General features: G+C 40.4%; 18 protein-coding genes. 17 read left to right on the plus strand and 1 reads right to left on the minus strand.

All coding sequences use genetic code 11. The features are described from left to right. Positions 1 to 31 precede the first annotated feature (31 nt). The 14 genes from recA (at position 32) to B5D20_RS01250 (ending at position 12736) form a co-directional block, all read left to right on the plus strand. Entirely contained in the window at positions 32 to 1057 is a 1026-nt protein-coding gene (gene recA, locus B5D20_RS01185) for a recombinase RecA (protein ID WP_078664398.1), read from the plus strand. Beyond that, positions 1050 to 1532, plus strand: coding sequence for a regulatory protein RecX (locus tag B5D20_RS01190; protein ID WP_078664399.1), 483 nt, complete (start codon positions 1050 to 1052; stop codon positions 1530 to 1532). The genes recA and B5D20_RS01190 overlap by 8 nt, the downstream gene beginning before the upstream one ends. 117 nt (positions 1533 to 1649) lie before the next feature. Further along, positions 1650 to 3173: a ribonuclease Y gene (rny, locus tag B5D20_RS01195; protein WP_375804194.1), complete on the plus strand. Its 1524-nt coding sequence runs from the start codon at positions 1650 to 1652 to the stop codon at positions 3171 to 3173. Positions 3174 to 3277: 104 nt separating this feature from the next. Next, positions 3278 to 3793 (plus strand): hypothetical protein, encoded by a 516-nt coding sequence (locus B5D20_RS01200; RefSeq protein WP_143311769.1) that lies wholly within the window; start codon positions 3278 to 3280, stop codon positions 3791 to 3793. A 14-nt stretch (positions 3794 to 3807) separates the two neighbouring features. Continuing rightward, a complete protein-coding gene (locus tag B5D20_RS01205) occupies positions 3808 to 4599 on the plus strand; it encodes a TIGR00282 family metallophosphoesterase (RefSeq protein ID WP_078664401.1) in 792 nt (263 codons plus the stop codon). A 114-nt stretch (positions 4600 to 4713) separates the two neighbouring features. Further along, entirely contained in the window at positions 4714 to 4974 is a 261-nt protein-coding gene (locus B5D20_RS01210) for a stage V sporulation protein S (protein WP_078664402.1), read from the plus strand. 78 nt (positions 4975 to 5052) lie between these two features. Further along, positions 5053 to 5970 (plus strand): dipeptidase, encoded by a 918-nt coding sequence (locus B5D20_RS01215; protein WP_159071869.1) that lies wholly within the window; start codon positions 5053 to 5055, stop codon positions 5968 to 5970. A gap of 1 nt (position 5971) precedes the next feature. Then, on the plus strand, positions 5972 to 6823 hold the full coding sequence (locus B5D20_RS01220) for a PHP domain-containing protein (RefSeq protein WP_078664404.1): 852 nt from the start codon (positions 5972 to 5974) through the stop codon (positions 6821 to 6823). Positions 6824 to 6969: 146 nt separating this feature from the next. Next, positions 6970 to 7716: a peptidoglycan-binding domain-containing protein gene (locus B5D20_RS01225; protein WP_078664405.1), complete on the plus strand. Its 747-nt coding sequence runs from the start codon at positions 6970 to 6972 to the stop codon at positions 7714 to 7716. Next, complete coding sequence (gene hypF / locus B5D20_RS01230) at positions 7713 to 9977, plus strand: carbamoyltransferase HypF (protein ID WP_078664406.1); 2265 nt, start codon at positions 7713 to 7715, stop codon at positions 9975 to 9977. Before B5D20_RS01225 ends, hypF begins: the two co-directional genes overlap by 4 nt. Then, positions 9977 to 10216, plus strand: a complete 240-nt coding sequence (locus B5D20_RS01235; RefSeq protein ID WP_078664407.1) for a HypC/HybG/HupF family hydrogenase formation chaperone — start codon at positions 9977 to 9979, stop codon at positions 10214 to 10216. Before hypF ends, B5D20_RS01235 begins: the two co-directional genes overlap by 1 nt. Then, a complete protein-coding gene (hypD, locus tag B5D20_RS01240) occupies positions 10191 to 11282 on the plus strand; it encodes a hydrogenase formation protein HypD (protein WP_078664408.1) in 1092 nt (363 codons plus the stop codon). The genes B5D20_RS01235 and hypD overlap by 26 nt, the downstream gene beginning before the upstream one ends. A gap of 3 nt (positions 11283 to 11285) precedes the next feature. Further along, complete coding sequence (gene hypE / locus B5D20_RS01245; RefSeq protein ID WP_078664409.1) at positions 11286 to 12302, plus strand: hydrogenase expression/formation protein HypE; 1017 nt, start codon at positions 11286 to 11288, stop codon at positions 12300 to 12302. An 11-nt stretch (positions 12303 to 12313) separates the two neighbouring features. After that, on the plus strand, positions 12314 to 12736 hold the full coding sequence (locus tag B5D20_RS01250; RefSeq protein ID WP_078664410.1) for a DUF3842 family protein: 423 nt from the start codon (positions 12314 to 12316) through the stop codon (positions 12734 to 12736). On the opposite strand, the gene B5D20_RS01255 is transcribed toward B5D20_RS01250, so the two are convergent. Beyond that, positions 12729 to 13226, minus strand: a complete 498-nt coding sequence (locus B5D20_RS01255) for an HD domain-containing protein (RefSeq protein ID WP_159444457.1) — start codon at positions 13224 to 13226, stop codon at positions 12729 to 12731. The genes B5D20_RS01250 and B5D20_RS01255 overlap by 8 nt on opposite strands. A gap of 136 nt (positions 13227 to 13362) precedes the next feature. Here B5D20_RS01255 and cobU point away from each other — a divergent pair, with 136 nt between their 5' ends. The 3 genes from cobU to cbiB are packed head-to-tail and all read left to right on the plus strand — an operon-like array spanning position 13363 to position 16372. Then, a complete protein-coding gene (cobU, locus tag B5D20_RS01260; RefSeq protein WP_159444458.1) occupies positions 13363 to 13878 on the plus strand; it encodes a bifunctional adenosylcobinamide kinase/adenosylcobinamide-phosphate guanylyltransferase in 516 nt (171 codons plus the stop codon). Next, positions 13878 to 15383, plus strand: a complete 1506-nt coding sequence (locus B5D20_RS01265) for a cobyric acid synthase (protein ID WP_078664413.1) — start codon at positions 13878 to 13880, stop codon at positions 15381 to 15383. The genes cobU and B5D20_RS01265 overlap by 1 nt, the downstream gene beginning before the upstream one ends. Before the next feature lie 2 nt (positions 15384 to 15385). After that, positions 15386 to 16372 carry an adenosylcobinamide-phosphate synthase CbiB gene (cbiB, locus tag B5D20_RS01270; RefSeq protein ID WP_078664414.1) on the plus strand — a complete coding sequence of 329 codons (987 nt, stop codon included), beginning with the start codon at positions 15386 to 15388 and terminating at the stop codon, positions 16370 to 16372. The last annotated feature ends 1 nt before the right edge of the window (position 16373 follow it).

A 16373-nucleotide genomic window follows, 5' to 3' on the forward strand; every position in this document is an offset into this window, starting at 1 on the left:
CATCCGTTCAGGGGATGGGAGGAAAAAATAAATGGATAAACAAAAAGCACTGGAAATTGCACTGAGTCAAATTGAGAAGCAATTTGGCAAGGGAGCGGTTATGCGGTTGGGTGAAGCCAGTAATAAAATGAATATTGAAGTAATACCTACTGGTGCCCTCTCCCTTGATATTGCATTAGGGGTAGGCGGAGTTCCCCGCGGTCGGGTGGTAGAAATCTATGGCCCGGAATCATCCGGCAAAACCACTGTTGCTCTGCATATAATTGCAGAAGCACAAAAGAACGGCGGTATTGCAGCTTTTATCGATGCTGAACATGCTTTAGATCCGGTTTATGCGAGAAAGCTAGGGGTTGATGTAGATAACCTGTTAGTATCACAGCCTGATACTGGGGAACAGGCCCTGGAAATCGCTGAATCATTAGTAAGAAGCGGTGCTATTGATGTGCTGGTAGTTGACTCAGTTGCAGCTTTAGTCCCCCGCGCTGAGATTGAAGGGGAAATGGGAGACTCCCATGTAGGTTTACAGGCCCGACTAATGAGTCAGGCTTTAAGGAAATTAACTGGAGCCATCAGTAAATCCAGATGCACTGCTATCTTTATCAACCAAATCCGTGAAAAGGTTGGGGTCATGTTTGGGAACCCGGAAACCACCCCCGGTGGTCGGGCTTTAAAGTTTTATGCTTCCGTCCGCCTGGAAGTTAGAAAAGTTGAGGCCATTAAACAGGGTAATGATGTTGTAGGTAGCAGAACAAGGGTAAAAGTAGTAAAGAACAAAGTTGCTCCTCCCTTTAAACAAGCGGATTTTGATATTATGTATGGTGAAGGTATTAGCAGAGAAGGGAACGTAATTGACCTTGCAACGGAAATAGATATTATCAAAAAGTCCGGGGCCTGGTATTCCTACGAAGGAGAGCGTTTAGGCCAGGGCCGGGAAAATGTTAAAGAATATTTAAAGGAGCATCCCGAGCTGTTACAGGAAATCGAAGAGAAAATTAAACAAAAACTTCTGGCAGGGGCTGATATAACAAGCCCAGCGGAGGTTATCCTAAATGAATAACATAGAAAATAAAAGTTTCAGGGCTGCTTACCAGGCGGCCCTGAAATTATTAGCCTTAAAAGATCGTACGCGCAAGGAAATAACCGAAAAATTAAAAAGAAAGGGTTTTTCTTCCGATTTAGCAAATCAGGTTGTTAGCCAGCTGGAGGAAGAAGGCCTGGTAAATGATTGTAAAGTGAGCCAAACCTATTTCAACGAGCTGTGGAATTATAGTAATGCTGGTCCAACAAAAATATTAAACAAAAGCAAAGAGAAAGGATTGGATCAAGAATTTATTAAAGCAATGATAAATAATCTAACTGAAGAAGAGCTAAAAACAAAAGTTAAAAATATTATAAAAAAACGCATGAAACAAGGAGATAATAAAGCAAAGCTAAGAATATATCGTTATTTATTAAATCAGGGTTTTTCTTACTCACTAATCAACAGAGCCTTTGCTGAGTTAGGGTATAACTTGACAAATCAGCAGGAATAATTTACAATCTTTTAAGAGTGGCATACTCTATCCACAGGAAAAGGCATAACATTGACCGAGAAATGCTCGGTGTTTATTTTTTTATCCATTGGAGGTGACGAAGTGATAGAACTATGGATTGGACTAGCCATTATCAGCGCTATTCTGGCTTTTTGGGGAGGTTATAAATACCGACAGAATGTCGTTGAGAAAAAAATAGGGGAAGCTGAATCGGAAGCCAAACAAATCCTCGAAGAGGCTGAAAAGGCCGCCGAAGCTAAAAAGAGAGAGGCTCTTGTTGAAGCCAAAGAAGAAATCCTGAAAATGAAACAGGAAGTCGAGAGAGAAAACAAGGAACGCCGGGCAGAAATCCAACGGATGGAACGGCGTTTAACCCAAAAAGAAGAAACCCTTGATCGAAAACTGGAGAACATAGAAAAAAAAGAAGAACTACTGAGCAAAAAAGAGGAAGAAATAAACAATTTAAGAAGCGAACTGGAAAATATTCTGTTAACCCAAAAGCAAGAACTGGAAAGAATCTCGGGTTTAACTTCGGAAGAAGCCAAAAACCTGCTTCTCAGCCAAATTGAGGAGGAAGTAAAACATGATGCAGCAGTCTTGATAAAAGAAATTGAAACCAATGCCAAAGAAGAGGCTGAGAAAAGGGCCAGAAACATTATTGCTCAGGCAATTCAACGTTGTGCTGCTGATCATGTAGCAGAAATTACTGTTTCAGTAGTATCTTTGCCTAATGATGAAATGAAAGGGAGAATCATTGGTCGGGAGGGTAGGAATATCCGGACCCTGGAGACCCTTACCGGAATAGATCTTATTATTGATGATACACCAGAAGCAGTAATTCTGTCAGGGTTTGACCCTATCCGCCGTGAAATTGCCAGAATCGCTTTAGAGAAACTAATTTTGGATGGTAGAATACATCCTGCCCGTATAGAAGAAATGGTAGAAAAAGCCAAGAAAGAAGTTGAGGGGCAGATCAGAGAAGCTGGCGAACAGGCGGCGTTTGAAGTCGGAGTTCATAATTTGCACCCAGAATTGATCAAACTGCTTGGTCGCTTGAAATATCGTACAAGTTATGGCCAGAATGTACTAAAGCATTCTATTGAAGTGGCACACCTGGCCGGAATGATGGCCAGTGAGCTAGGTGTGGATGTTACATTAGCGAAACGCTGCGGTTTGCTACATGACATTGGTAAAGCTGTTGACCATGAAACAGAAGGCTCCCATACAGAAATTGGTGCTGATCTCGCCAAAAAATATAAAGAATCCAAAGAAGTTATTAATGCGATTGCATCACATCACGGGGATATTGAGGCAACTACTATCGAATCAGTTCTTGTTGCTGCAGCTGATGCCATTTCAGCTGCTCGTCCTGGCGCCCGCCGCGAGACACTGGAAGCATATATTAAACGTTTGGAAAAATTAGAACAGATAGCCAATGAATTCGATGGAGTAGAAAAATCCTTTGCTATTCAAGCGGGCCGCGAAATAAGAATAATGGTCAAACCAGAAAAAATCGATGATTTAACAGCTGTTCGATTGGCACGTGATATTGTCAAGAAGATCGAATCGGAGCTTGAATATCCGGGTCAAATTAAGGTTGTTGTTATTCGAGAAACGCGAGCAATCGATTATGCCAAGTAACTTTAAAGGAGAAGGTTGTTCCTTCTCCTTTTTGCTTGTGTTGTTCTCCTTGGTTATATATGATAATATGATTTTAGGGTTATTTATTGGGAAGGGTGACACAGTTGAAACAAAATCTAACAATGGAAAACGACAATGCTGGTTTACTGATTTCTTTCTTGATCCGCTATCCCGAGATACTGAAGATTATATATGAGCCAAAACAAATGGTCATAACCTTTGCCTTTGGCATCCGAACACCCTTAGAGGATAAGCAATTTAATAAATTTAAAAATAAAGTATCGGATTATATTAATACCGTACTGTATCTAAATAATCAGACTGCTAAAATCCAGGATCTCTCTATAACGTCTATGCATGGAATCAGCTTGGTGGAATTTAAAAGGGACTTAACTACTTTTGAAAAAAATGAACTCAATGTGTTGATTGAACTTCTAAAAAGAGAGTATGAGGAAAAGTTACTGGTAGAGGATATGGGAAGTGTTGAAGAAGATGTACTCTGGCTACATGAAGAGATTATTAATAATTTTTTACTGAATCTGGGTGGAGCTGCTAGCAATGATGTCCCTTTAGTAGCTTTCCGTGAAAATGGGAGAGTATTTGTTTTTAATAAAAATTAGTTGAGGTGAATGGAATGCGCATCTTAATGCTGGGGGATATTACCTCCAGGCCTGGAAGAAGAGCGATCAGTGAAAGGTTACAGGATATAATAAAAACTAACGAGATAGATTTCGTTATTGCCAATGGAGAAAATGCAGCTGGTGGTAATGGTATAACCAGGGAAATAGCTGATGAACTATTCCTCGCTGGTATTGATGTATTAACAATGGGTAATCATGTCTGGGATAAAAAAGAAATTTATAATTTTATTGATAAAGAGGCCAGAATATTAAGACCTGCTAATTATCCCCCTGGTACTCCAGGTACAGGCTGGGGCATCTTTCGTTTAAAAAATAATCTCAAAATAGGGGTAGTTTCACTAGCAGGAAGAGTTTTCATGGGGGAGCAACTTGACTGTCCCTTCCGAACCCTTGAGAATGTTATATCAAGTTTAACAAAAGAGACCAAAATAATCATCATAGACTTTCATGCTGAAGCAACTTCGGAAAAACAGGCCCTGGCCTGGTATTTTGATGGGCGGGTCTCGGCAATATGCGGTACGCACACCCATGTACTTACCTGTGACGCCAGAATTTTCCCCAGAGGAACAGCCTACATTACTGATTTGGGAATGACCGGACCATACTATTCTGTCCTCGGAGTAAAACCCGAAATTGTTATCCGCAAATTTATTACCCAGCTGCCACAAAAATTTGAGGTCGCCAGTGGTCCCTGGCAAATTAATGGTGCAATCTTGGAGATAGATGAGGGGACTGGTAATGCTCTTGCAATAACTACTTTAAATGAAATAGAAAAAATGTTGTAAAAAATTTCTGAAATCTTCGAGCTACAAAAAGGAATTTTTTCATTGTTGGCGAATATTTATAATTGGGAACAAAAGAAAAAAATTACATCCCTATTTTGTAAGGAGGTTGTGTAAATGGAAGTCCTCAAGGTTTCAGCAAAGTCTAATCCAAATTCTGTAGCAGGTGCATTAGCGGGGGTCTTGCGTGAGAGGGGCGGTGCCGAAATTCAAGCCATAGGAGCTGGAGCGATCAACCAGGCTGTAAAAGCGGTTGCTATTGCCCGGGGTTTTGTTGCTCCAAGCGGTATGGATCTTATTTGCATTCCAGCTTTCACCGATATTATTATCGACGGTGAAGAAAGAACAGCCATAAAGTTAATAGTAGAGCCCAGATAAAATATTTTTTTCAAGATATTTGACCTGTTTGTCTCCACAAACAGGTTTTTCTATTTTATGGGAAGGAGGCGTGAAGCGTTGGACTATTCAAAGGTTTTACTGTTTGATGGCCATTGTGATGCCCCCTGGGCCGAATTTCAAGGGCAAAAACCAGCAATAGATTCTAGACCTGTGGAAGGCCGGTATATTCAGGTGTTAAATACTTTTTTCTCAGATTCAATGCTGGTAAAGGAATCAAAATGGTCAACCTTGTTCTCATTGTGGGATATCTCTAGAAGAATTGCCAGGAGGCTAAATCTACCAATTTTAACGGAACGGCCATTTTCTACCCAGTATGGAATAATTCTAGGGATTGAGGGGTTAGATCTGTTTTCCGGAAATATGGCTGAGTTGGAAGCTCTCTTTGTTTTAGGATATCGGCTAATTGGCTTAACCTGGAACAGATCTAACTTGGTTGCAGATGGGGTTGGTGCTGGCAGTTCAGCAAAGGGACTTACCCAAATAGGCAAACTTGTGGTAAAATGGTGTTTGGATAAAGGGGTTATTTTAGATTTAGCTCATCTTGCCGAAAAAGGTTTTTGGGATGTAATGGCAGTAGCTACAAAACCGATAGTAGTTAGCCACGCTAACTGTTATCAACTTTGCCCACATCAGCGTAATCTTACTGATTGTCAAATCAAGGCCCTCATTGCTAACCAAGGTCTAATTGGCATAACTTTCGTCCCAGAGTTTTTGAGCGGCAAGACACAGGCTACAATGGATGATATTATTCGACATCTCGACCATGTTCTAGCTTTAGGAGGAGAAAACAATGTCGGTTTCGGCAGTGATTTTGCCGGCACTGACAGCCTACCACTTGGAATTACTGGCCCTGAAAGCTGGATGAAAATAATTGAAAGCCTTTATCAAAGATATTCAGACGAATTAGTGCATAAAATCATCGGTCTTAATTGGTTACGCATTATTAATTCAAATTTGCCTGAAAGAAGGAATTGATATGCCCGCTGACCTCCATCTCCATTCAACGGCATCTGATGGCACCCTATCCCCGGAAGAAATTGTGGCTGAGGCAGCTGCCCTGGGGTTGACAACTATTGCTATAACTGACCATGATACTATGGATGGCATTAATTCGGCACTAATTGCAGGTAAAAAACATAATGTTAAAGTCATCCCGGGAATCGAGATAAACACTGAATGGAAGGGACTGGAGGTACACATTCTTGGTTATTATCCCGACATGTTTCATCCCCAATTTGCGGATATGTTGCTAACCTTGCAAGCAGCAAGAAGGGAAAGGGTAATTAAAACAATTGAAAAGTTGCAGCGTAACGGTATCGACATTGATATTTCTGATATACTGGCAGAAGCTGGAGGCCGCTGTTTAGGACGTCCTCATATAGCAAGAGCATTAATCAAGAAGGGTTATGCCAGCACCCAACGCGAAGCTTTTGAATTGTATATTGGGCCAGAAGCACCCGCCTACGTACCTCGTTTTAAACTTAGTCCAGAGCAAGCTATTTCAATCATTATTCAAGCTGGCGGGGTACCTGTTCTTGCTCATCCAGGGGTTCTTGCTAGAGACGATATTATTTATTATTTATTAAAACACGGGTTAATGGGAGTGGAAGTATTTCATCCCGACCATAACGCACGCCAGATTCAAATTTATTTAAAAATTGCCAGAAAGCTCGATTTATTAATTACTGGTGGTTCTGACTGTCATGGACCGCGGGGCAAAAAAAGAGGATTGATGGGGAAAGTACGCCTGTCTACGCGCTATGTGGAAGAACTCAATTCGGCAATTAAAAATAATCCCACAATAATGCTACCTGAATGTAAGCTATAAAAAAAAATTATCCACAACTGTGGATAATTCTGTTGATAAATTATCAGACAATTCACGACAATTTCCGTCAGCTTTCGGAATTGTTTCGGCTGTTTTTTCTTGTTATAATAGTTTTGTCATAATATTTTAAGAAAGGAGCCGTTCTTTTGCGTAAATTAGCTATTTATGTGCTATGTATTATTTTGTTCCATTCGATGTTCATACCAAGTGCCCTGGGGGCAACAAAATATTTGCAAAACGGTGATAAGGGTCCTTTGGTTAAAGAATTGCAAGTTTTGCTAAAACAGAAAAAAGTCTATAATGGGCCTATTAACGGCATTTTTGATAATCGTACCCATGCTGCAGTTGTTAAATGGCAAAAACGCATGGGTCTACCGGCGTATGGTAAAGTAGGCCCAGCTACATGGGCAACATTAAAAAAGCAGAACGAAAGTAGAACAAAAACTGTTAGCCGCAGTGGAGACCTCCGTAAACCAGGGTATGGACAGCTGATAGACTGGTCGCTAGTCAATCAGCTTTGGGAAGTAGGTACAATTGCCCAAATTATCGATCTGGAAACCGGGAAACAGTTTAATGTCAAGCGGATTTACGGGCATAACCATGCCGATGTTATTCCTTTAACAGCTGCTGATACTGAAGTCCTTAGATCTCTTTATGGAAGGTGGAGCTGGGACAGAAGAGCGGTTATTGTTTGTTATAACGGACAATACTGGGCGGCCTCAATCAATGGTATGCCCCATGGAGAAGGAGCTCCTGCAATTAACAACTTTCCCGGACATTTTTGCGTTCATTTTCTTAACAGCCGTACCCACGGTTCCAGTTATACTAAATCGGGTGTTTCTATAACTGATCCTGATCATCAAAGAATGGTGAGAAAGGCTGCTGGATTATGATTAAACGTTGGCTAGTCCGCATTTATGGTGTAGTACAGGGAGTAGGGTTCAGGCCGTTTATCTACAATCTTGCCAGCAAATATCAACTCAGCGGATTGGTTGGCAATGATACCCAAGGGGTTTTTTTAGAGATAGAAGGGTCAGAGGAAGTGTTAAACGCATTTGTTCAACAGATACCAATTGTAGCTCCTCCTATGGCTGTAATTGACAAGATTGAGATAATTAATACTGAGTTACCTATATCAATGCAATCAGGTTTTATCATTGTCAAAAGCCAGGGAGCAGGTGACAAACAAATATCTGTACCTGTAGATACAGCTTTATGTTCTGACTGTGAAAAAGAATTGTTAACTCCGGAAGATAGACGTTATTTATACCCTTTTATAAATTGTACAAATTGTGGCCCTCGTTATACAATTATCGAAGCTTTACCCTACGATCGTTTTAATACTACAATGAAAACTTTTCAAATGTGCCCGGAGTGTGCGGCGGAATATAACGACCCCACAAATCGGCGTTTTCATGCCCAGCCTAATGCATGCTGGCACTGTGGCCCACAGGTCAGTCTGCTCGATAGACAAAAAAACATTATCGCCAGAGGTATTGAAGCTATAAAACAAGCGGGAGAATTTTTATCTGCTGGCAAGATTATTGCTATCAAAGGCTTGGGGGGTTTTCATCTCGCCTGCGATGCCCGGAACTCTGACGTGGTAAAAACTTTACGACGGAGAAAAAACCGGGAAGAAAAAGCTCTTGCTGTTATGTGCAAAGACATCAATACACTAAAGGCGATAGTGCAAACTAGCATTTATAGTGAAAAAATCCTTCAAGGTCCTGAAAAACCAATTCTCCTGCTGCCCAAAAAGGATACTCAGCTTCTGGCTGATGAGATTGCCCCTGTAAATCCTAATTATGGGGTGATGTTACCATACACTCCTCTGCATCGGGTATTATTTGAGTTTTCACCACCGTATCTGGTTATGACTTCCGCCAACAAAACGGATGAACCTATAGAATACAAAAATGATGAGGCGGTATCAAATCTTAATCAGATTGCAGATTACTTTCTGTTACACGATCGAGAAATTAAACGCCGCTGTGATGATTCAGTTGCAACCGTTTTTAGGGACAAACTCTTTATGATAAGACGCTCTCGTGGTTTTGCTCCTCTAGCCATCAAACTGCCTGAGGAATTTAGCCATATTATTGCAACGGGAGCAGAACAAAAAAATGTTATCGCAATAGCTAAAGGTAAAGATATTATTCTCAGTCATCACCTGGGCGACCTGGAAAATGAGGAAGCCTATCGAGCCTTTGAAGAATGTATAAATGACCTGACAAGTTTTTTGGATTTAAAACCGCGCCTAATCGTACACGACTTACACCCTGAATATTTAGCCACTAAATGGGCTCTGGAACAACCGGTTGCTAAACTGGCTATACAGCACCATGAGGCACATATTGGAGCTTGCATGCTAGAGCATCAACTGGCAGAGCCCGTTATCGGTATTGCCTTTGATGGCACTGGTTATGGTTACGACGGAACTCTCTGGGGCAGTGAAGTTTTTATCGGTGATGGTAAAGATTTTCGGCGAGTAGCTCACTTACTTCCCATCCCGTTAATTGGTGGCGAAAAAGCTATTAGGGAAGTCTGGCGTTTAGGATATGTTTTACAGGAGCTAGCCGGCATAAAAGAAAAGAATGCCAACTTTAACAATAGGCCCGAAATTAGTATTTTCAAGAAAATGCTATCCAATCATCTTAACGTTTTTCTATCCACCGGCATGGGACGGCTATTTGATGGTGTAGCAGCAATACTAAATTTACGTGAAAAAATTACGTATGATGGACAGGCTGCCATTGAGCTGGAAAATATAGCTTATCATAGCACTAAATCAATTCCTTTAAAATTAGATATAATCCAGCAGGAGAAAAAATGGTTTTTTGACTGGCGACCGTTAATACAACAAATTTCCGCCTATCTCCGCAAAGGTGAGGCTATTTCAACCCTTGCTTTTGGCTTCCATTTAGCCATAGCAAATGCAATCAATGAAATCTGCCTCTTAATAAGAAACCAGTACGGAATAAATAAGGTCTGTCTGAGTGGTGGGGTGTTCATGAATCAAATTCTTTTAAGAGAAAGTGTTTCAAGGTTGGAACAGGACAATTTCGAAGTTTACTGGCATCAGACAATTCCCTGTAATGATGGTGGCATAGCTGCCGGTCAAATTTATCTAGCATATTTAAGGAGTGAAAAATAATGTGTTTAGCTGTACCTGGTAAATTGATTGAAAAGAAAGAAAACACTGGAGTTGTGGAACTGATGGGAGTTAAACGGGAAGTTAGTTTAATACTATGTCCGTCCGCTTCAGTTAATGATTATGTGCTTGTTCATGCTGGTTTTGTTATTGATGTTGTAGATGAGGAAGCTGCTTTAGCAACTATTAAGTTATTACAGGAGCTGGAGGAAAAAAATGCTGAACACCATTTCGCAAATTAAAAACCCGCAACTAGCAAAAAATCTAGTTCAGGAAATCACCAAGCTAGCCTTACAATTGCCCCAAGTAAAAATAATGGAAGTGTGTGGTACCCATACAGTTTCAATCTTTAAATCGGGCATTCGTTCTCTGTTGCCTGAAAATGTGAAATTGCTATCCGGGCCCGGTTGCCCGGTTTGTGTTACACCTAATAACTACATTGACCAGAGCATTTGGCTGGCCCTAGAAAAAGGTGTAATCTTAACCAGTTTCGGCGATATGTTAAAAGTTCCTGGTAGTAAGTATTCCCTGGCCCAGGCCAAATCATTGGGTGCTGATATTCGCATTGTATACAGTACGTTAGATGCACTGAAAATAGCACAGGAAAATCCTGAAAGAGAAGTTGTATTTCTGGGTATAGGTTTTGAGACAACAACTCCAACCGTAGCCAGTGCGGTTTTGCTGGCAGCAGAGCAGGGACTGAATAACTTTTCAATTATAGGAAGCCATAAAACGATCCCTGCCGCATTAAGGGCTTTAGCTGAAAACAAAGAAATAGGAATAGACGCATTTTTATTACCAGGACACGTTTCTGCTATTATCGGCCTTGAGCCTTATGTTTTCCTTGCTAACGAATATAACTTGCCTGGCGTAATAGCTGGTTTTGAAGGCGTGGATATTCTAATGGGAATTTATGAAATCCTGCAAATGCTTATAAACGGCCAGGCTCAAATATTAAATGCTTATCCTAGAATTGTTAAAACAGAAGGCAATCCAGTGGCCAGAGAAATAGTCAATCGAATTTTTCAACCTGCCGATGCCTACTGGCGTGGTATCGGTCTTATTCCCGAAACAGGCCTTGAATTAAAAGATCAATACAAAACTTTTGATGCAAAGGAAAAGTTTAACATTCCCGATTTTTCTGCTCATGAACCTAAGGGTTGTCGTTGTGGGGAAGTTTTAAGGGGCCTAGTTACACCACCTGAATGTCCATTGTTTAGTAGAAAATGTACTCCTGAAACACCAGTAGGTGCATGTATGGTTTCTATTGAAGGAACATGCGCAGCATATTACAGATATGGGGTGTGAACCATGGAATTTATTACACTCGGCCATGGCAGTGGTGGCAAATTATCTCATCGCCTAATTTCTGAACTGTTTTTGAAGTATTTTCAAAACGAAATTCTCATAAAACAGGATGATATGGCTATCGTACCAGGCAGCAGTATGAACTGGGCTATTTCGACTGATTCTTTCGTTATTAATCCGATCTTTTTCCCCGGTGGAAACATAGGGAAATTATCTGTCTGTGGAACTGTAAATGATGTCGCCATGTCCGGTGGAATACCATTATACTTGACAGCAGCTTTCATAATTGAGGAAGGGTTCCCCCTGGCAGAACTGGAAAGAATCGTCCAGAGTATGGCTGAGACGGCCGCATCGGCTGGTGTGAAAATAATAGCAGGCGATACCAAAATAGTTGGAAAGGGACAAGCCGATGGCATTTTCATTAACACAACAGGTTTTGGATTAATTCCAGAAGGCAGAAATATTAGCGGACGCAACGCTCAGCCAGGTGATGTAATAATCGTAAATGGAACTTTAGGAGACCATGGGGTAGCAGTAATGGCTGAACGACATGGACTGGAATTTTCCGTACCTATCTTCAGTGACTGTGCTCCTTTAAATGAAATAATTGCCCTGTTGCTGGAAAATGTACCCCGGGTAAATGTTTTGCGCGATCCCACACGTGGCGGTTTGGCAACTACCCTCAACGAAATAGCCTACCAGAGTAATGTAATGATAGAATTATGGGAGGAAAAGCTTCCAGTAAAGGATGAGGTTTTTAGTGCCTGTGAAATTCTTGGGCTAGATCCTTTATATATTGCTAATGAAGGTAAATTTATCGCCATTTTACCGGAAGAATTTGCTGATATAGCATTAGCTACAATCAAGAACCATCCTCTTGGCCGTGACGCGGCGATTATCGGTAAAGTAGTAGACAAACCTAAAGAAAACTCAAATAATAAAGTTTACCTTAAAACAGCCTTGGGCGGAAAAAGGATTCTCGACATGCTGGCCGGCGATCAGTTGCCCAGGATTTGTTAGGGAGAGGTTTTATGCGTATTGCTGTGATTGATGGTCAAGGCGGAGGTATTGGAAAACATATTACTGAAAAACTGCGTAAAGTTTTTGGGGAAAAAATCGAGATAATAGCCCTGGCTACCAATGCCTGGGCGGCCGCTAATATGTTGAAAGCAGGAGCCAATGAGGCTGCCTCAGGAGAAAATGCTATTTGTTACAGCATTAAAAACGTAGACATAATTGTGGGACCGCTAGGTATAGTTATTCCGAATTCAATGTTAGGGGAAATAACTCCTGCTATAGCTACGGCTATAGCTAGTATAGATAAAGAAAAATATCTTTTACCTATTTGTCGTGATCAAATCAAGCTAATAAGCAATAGCAATGAGCCATTACCTCATTTAATCAATGAACTGGTGGATGTGATAAGAAACAAACTGGCCGATGATCTCAATTGAGATTATCGGCCAATCTTAAAATCTCGATCTCTGCGGGAATTTTGTGTTCCTGAGAATGGTGATGCCTAATTAGTTGTAAGGTAATAGAATCAATGGTATTAATGGTCCTGGCTACATTCCAGCCAATTTCCCCGTGATAAAGATAGGAATGACACATGCGATGCCACCAGGATAACGGACTGCGATAATCAAGATATGCATATTTTTTAACTAATCCTGGGAAAAGGGCATTTACCATTACCATGATAACTCTTTCCAGCAAGGATATTTGGAAACTTACCTTACCGATATCATGTAATAGAGCTCCTTTAATCAATGCTTCTCGATTAAGACGGCTTTGTTGCTCAGAATCTAGTCGATCAAATAATTTTTCGCAGGTTCTGGCAACCCGGACACAATGCTTTTGGGTTATGGGATCCAAATGATAAAAAAGGGTTTGTTCCATCAAGTTTAAATATGAGTTAACATATTCTCGATCTTTATCAGTCATCTTCGAAAATATAGCCCAAAAAAACTGCTTGAACCGTCTTAACATATATTGCCTCCAATCCAAGAAATCTATGACATAGTATAGCAAAAAATATTCAGGGGAGAAAGGGGTAACAAACTTGCCGGGGGAAAAAATTTTGGTAGTTGGTGGCATCCGCAGTGGGAAAAGTAAGTGGGCAGAAAAATTAGCTTCATCGGATAGGCAAGTAGTGTATATTGCTACTGCACAGGTCTGGGATGAAGAAATGGCCAGAAGAGTAAATGAACATAAAATACGCCGCCCGTCACACTGGCAAACAGTTGAGGAACCACAGAAAATAGCTTGTATTCTAAATGAACTAAATCAGTGGGATGTCCAACCAACGGTGTTAATTGATTGTCTAACATTGTGGGTAACTAATTTATTGCTGAGTGAAATGAATTTGGAAAAAGAGTTTGCTGATTTGGTGCAAACAATAAAAACATATCAAGGAAAAGTTATTTTGGTTAGTAATGAAGTTGGGTTAGGAGGAATAGCCAGCAACCAGTTAACCCGGACCTTTGGTGATGCACTGGGAACTTTACACCAGCTATTAGGTGAAATTTGCAATAAAGTTTATTTTGTCTGGTGTGGTATAGCAATAGATATAAAAAAGCACGGGGAGAGGATATAATGGCGGCAAAGACTATTATGGTCCAGGGAACTGGCTCTAATGTCGGTAAATCATTAATTGTTGCTGGCTTGTGCCGGATTTTGAAAGAACAGGGGCTAAAAGTAGCTCCCTTCAAAGCGCAAAATATGGCCCTGAATAGCTACATTACATATGAGGGTGGGGAAATAGGCAGGGCCCAGGCATTACAGGCAGAAGCTGCTGGTATATTACCCAGTGTTGATATGAATCCCATCTTATTAAAACCTGCCGGTAATATGCAAAGCCAGGTTGTAGTATTGGGGAAGCCTCTCGGTAACATGTCTGCTCGAGAGTATCATAACACTTGGTCGCTGCAGGCATGGAAAATTGTAACTGATGCTTTTCACAGATTAGCAAATCAATACGATGTTATTGTTATCGAAGGTGCCGGCAGTCCAGCGGAAATAAACCTAAAAGATACTGAAATTGTAAATATGCGAGTTGCTAAATATGCCAGGTCGCCCGTCTTACTTGTTGGAGATATCGACCGCGGGGGCGTTTTGGCATCACTAGTTGGAACTATGGAATTATTAGAACCAGAAGAACGGCAACTGATTAAAGGGTTTATTATCAATAAATTTAGAGGCGATGTCAATCTGTTTTTACCAGCGATTGAGATATTGGAAAGAAAAACGCTGGTTCCTGTTTTAGGAGTTCTGCCCTATCAAAAGCTGGCACTGGAAGAAGAGGACTCTATGTCTATTCAATCTAAGCCTCTGCCACCAAACGGATTGGATATTGTAGTGATACGCTTGCCTCAGATATCTAATTTCACAGATTTTGATGCATTAAAATTTGAGCCAGATGTAGGTGTGCGTTTTGAATCTGACCCTTCTGCTGCAGGCAACCCTGATGCTATCATTATTCCTGGCAGTAAAAATACCATCAGCGATTTGAACTTTTTACGAACTTCCGGTTGGGAAAGTTATTTAAAAAGCGCTCAAACCCAAGGGATTCCAATAGTGGGAATATGCGGTGGCTATCAAATGCTAGGGGAAAAAATCTACGATCCCCATGGTGTGGAAGGTACAAAAAGGTTCGAAACTGGCTTAGGCTTTATCAAAATGAAAACAGAGTTTTGGCCTGAAAAAACAACTACAATTAGTAATGGTATTTTAACTAATAAATTTTTTAATTTGGAAGAGTCAGGACTTGATGTAAAAGGGTATGAAATTCACATGGGTCAAACCATTCTTGATCCTTCCGAAACCCCGTTTATTAAGCTGGATGACAATCGAACTGATGGAGCAATTACTGCACATGGACAAATTTGGGGGACGTATTTTCATGGCATTTTTGATAATGACCAATTCCGTCGAAACTGGTTAAATTATTTGCGTCAACGAAAAAAACTTTTACCTATTACTACTTTGCGTAACTATAAAGAATGGAGAGAGTACAATTTAACCCAGCTAGGCAATTTAATTAAAGAAAATTTAAATATGGAGTATTTAATGAAATTGATAGAAAATGGTATTGAGGGATAAAAATGGAGCATTGGATTATTAATAATATTATAATGATTTTTATTGCATTTTTTTTAGATTTGCTTCTAGCTGACCCTAGATGGTTACCCCATCCCGTAGTAGGAATGGGAAAACTGGCTGCTTACATTGATGCAAGACTGAACCATAATCATAACGATTTTAAAAAAGCATTAGTATCGGGCATAATTGCGCTAATTGTTTATTTACTGGCAGTTTCTCTAATTTGCTTAATAATTTTGAGCGTAACTTATGCCTATAATGAAATTTTATATGTCTTCACTGGCTCAATTCTCATCTATTTTTCCTTAGCTCTAAAAAGTTTATTAAAGGCAGCAACAAAAATATTAAAACCTTTATCTAGAGGGAATATAGCTTTAGCCCAGAAAAAAGTAGCTGAAATTGTCGGCAGAGACACTGAACATATGAATGAAGAAGAAATAATTAGAGCAACTGTTGAATCTGTAGCGGAAAATTTCATCGATGGTTTTTTTGCGCCCATTTTTTGGGCTCTTCTTGGAGGCCCTGGCGCAGCGATAATTTATCGTGCCATAAATACTTTAGATTCTATGTGGGGATATAAAAATTCTCGTTATCTTTATTTTGGGAGGTGGGCAGCCCGCCTTGACGATGTGGTTAACTGGCTACCCGCTAGATTAGGAGGATTGGGCTTATTAATCACAGGTGGAATATTAGGATTCAATCTAAAACAAAGTTTCATTATATGGTTGCGGGACGCCCATAAACATCCCAGCCCAAATTCAGGTCATCCAGAAGCAGTAATAGCTGGTTTATTAGGAGTTCAGCTGGGAGGATTAAACTATTACCATGGTCAGCCACAGTGGCGGGCTACCTTAGGAGATAAAAAAAAGAAGTTTGAGTTGCGAGATATAATTAATACCCAAAAAATTGTTTTCACTGCAGGCTTATTAACTATAACCTTCATTGGATTTTTAGGTATAGCTCTAGTACTAAAGTTAGGGGTAAATTAAA

Origin of the sequence: Carboxydocella sporoproducens DSM 16521 (genome assembly GCF_900167165.1) — a bacterium.
Lineage (GTDB): Bacteria > Bacillota.

Excerpts from the sequence above, each read along its gene's own strand:
- B5D20_RS01220 (WP_078664404.1), top strand. The coding sequence starts at position 5,972 with ATGCCCGCTGACCTCCATCTCCATTCAACGGCATCTGATGGCACCCTA.
- B5D20_RS01265 (WP_078664413.1), top strand. The coding sequence starts at position 13,878 with ATGGCGGCAAAGACTATTATGGTCCAGGGAACTGGCTCTAATGTCGGT.
- hypF (WP_078664406.1), top strand. The coding sequence starts at position 7,713 with ATGATTAAACGTTGGCTAGTCCGCATTTATGGTGTAGTACAGGGAGTA.
- hypD (WP_078664408.1), top strand. The coding sequence starts at position 10,191 with ATGCTGAACACCATTTCGCAAATTAAAAACCCGCAACTAGCAAAAAAT.
- hypE (WP_078664409.1), top strand. The coding sequence starts at position 11,286 with ATGGAATTTATTACACTCGGCCATGGCAGTGGTGGCAAATTATCTCAT.
- B5D20_RS01205 (WP_078664401.1), top strand. The coding sequence starts at position 3,808 with ATGCGCATCTTAATGCTGGGGGATATTACCTCCAGGCCTGGAAGAAGA.
- B5D20_RS01190 (WP_078664399.1), top strand. The coding sequence starts at position 1,050 with ATGAATAACATAGAAAATAAAAGTTTCAGGGCTGCTTACCAGGCGGCC.
- B5D20_RS01235 (WP_078664407.1), top strand. The coding sequence starts at position 9,977 with ATGTGTTTAGCTGTACCTGGTAAATTGATTGAAAAGAAAGAAAACACT.
- cbiB (WP_078664414.1), top strand. The coding sequence starts at position 15,386 with ATGGAGCATTGGATTATTAATAATATTATAATGATTTTTATTGCATTT.
- B5D20_RS01255 (WP_159444457.1), bottom strand. The coding sequence starts at position 13,226 with ATGACTGATAAAGATCGAGAATATGTTAACTCATATTTAAACTTGATG.
- recA (WP_078664398.1), top strand. The coding sequence starts at position 32 with ATGGATAAACAAAAAGCACTGGAAATTGCACTGAGTCAAATTGAGAAG.
- B5D20_RS01210 (WP_078664402.1), top strand. The coding sequence starts at position 4,714 with ATGGAAGTCCTCAAGGTTTCAGCAAAGTCTAATCCAAATTCTGTAGCA.
- B5D20_RS01250 (WP_078664410.1), top strand. The coding sequence starts at position 12,314 with ATGCGTATTGCTGTGATTGATGGTCAAGGCGGAGGTATTGGAAAACAT.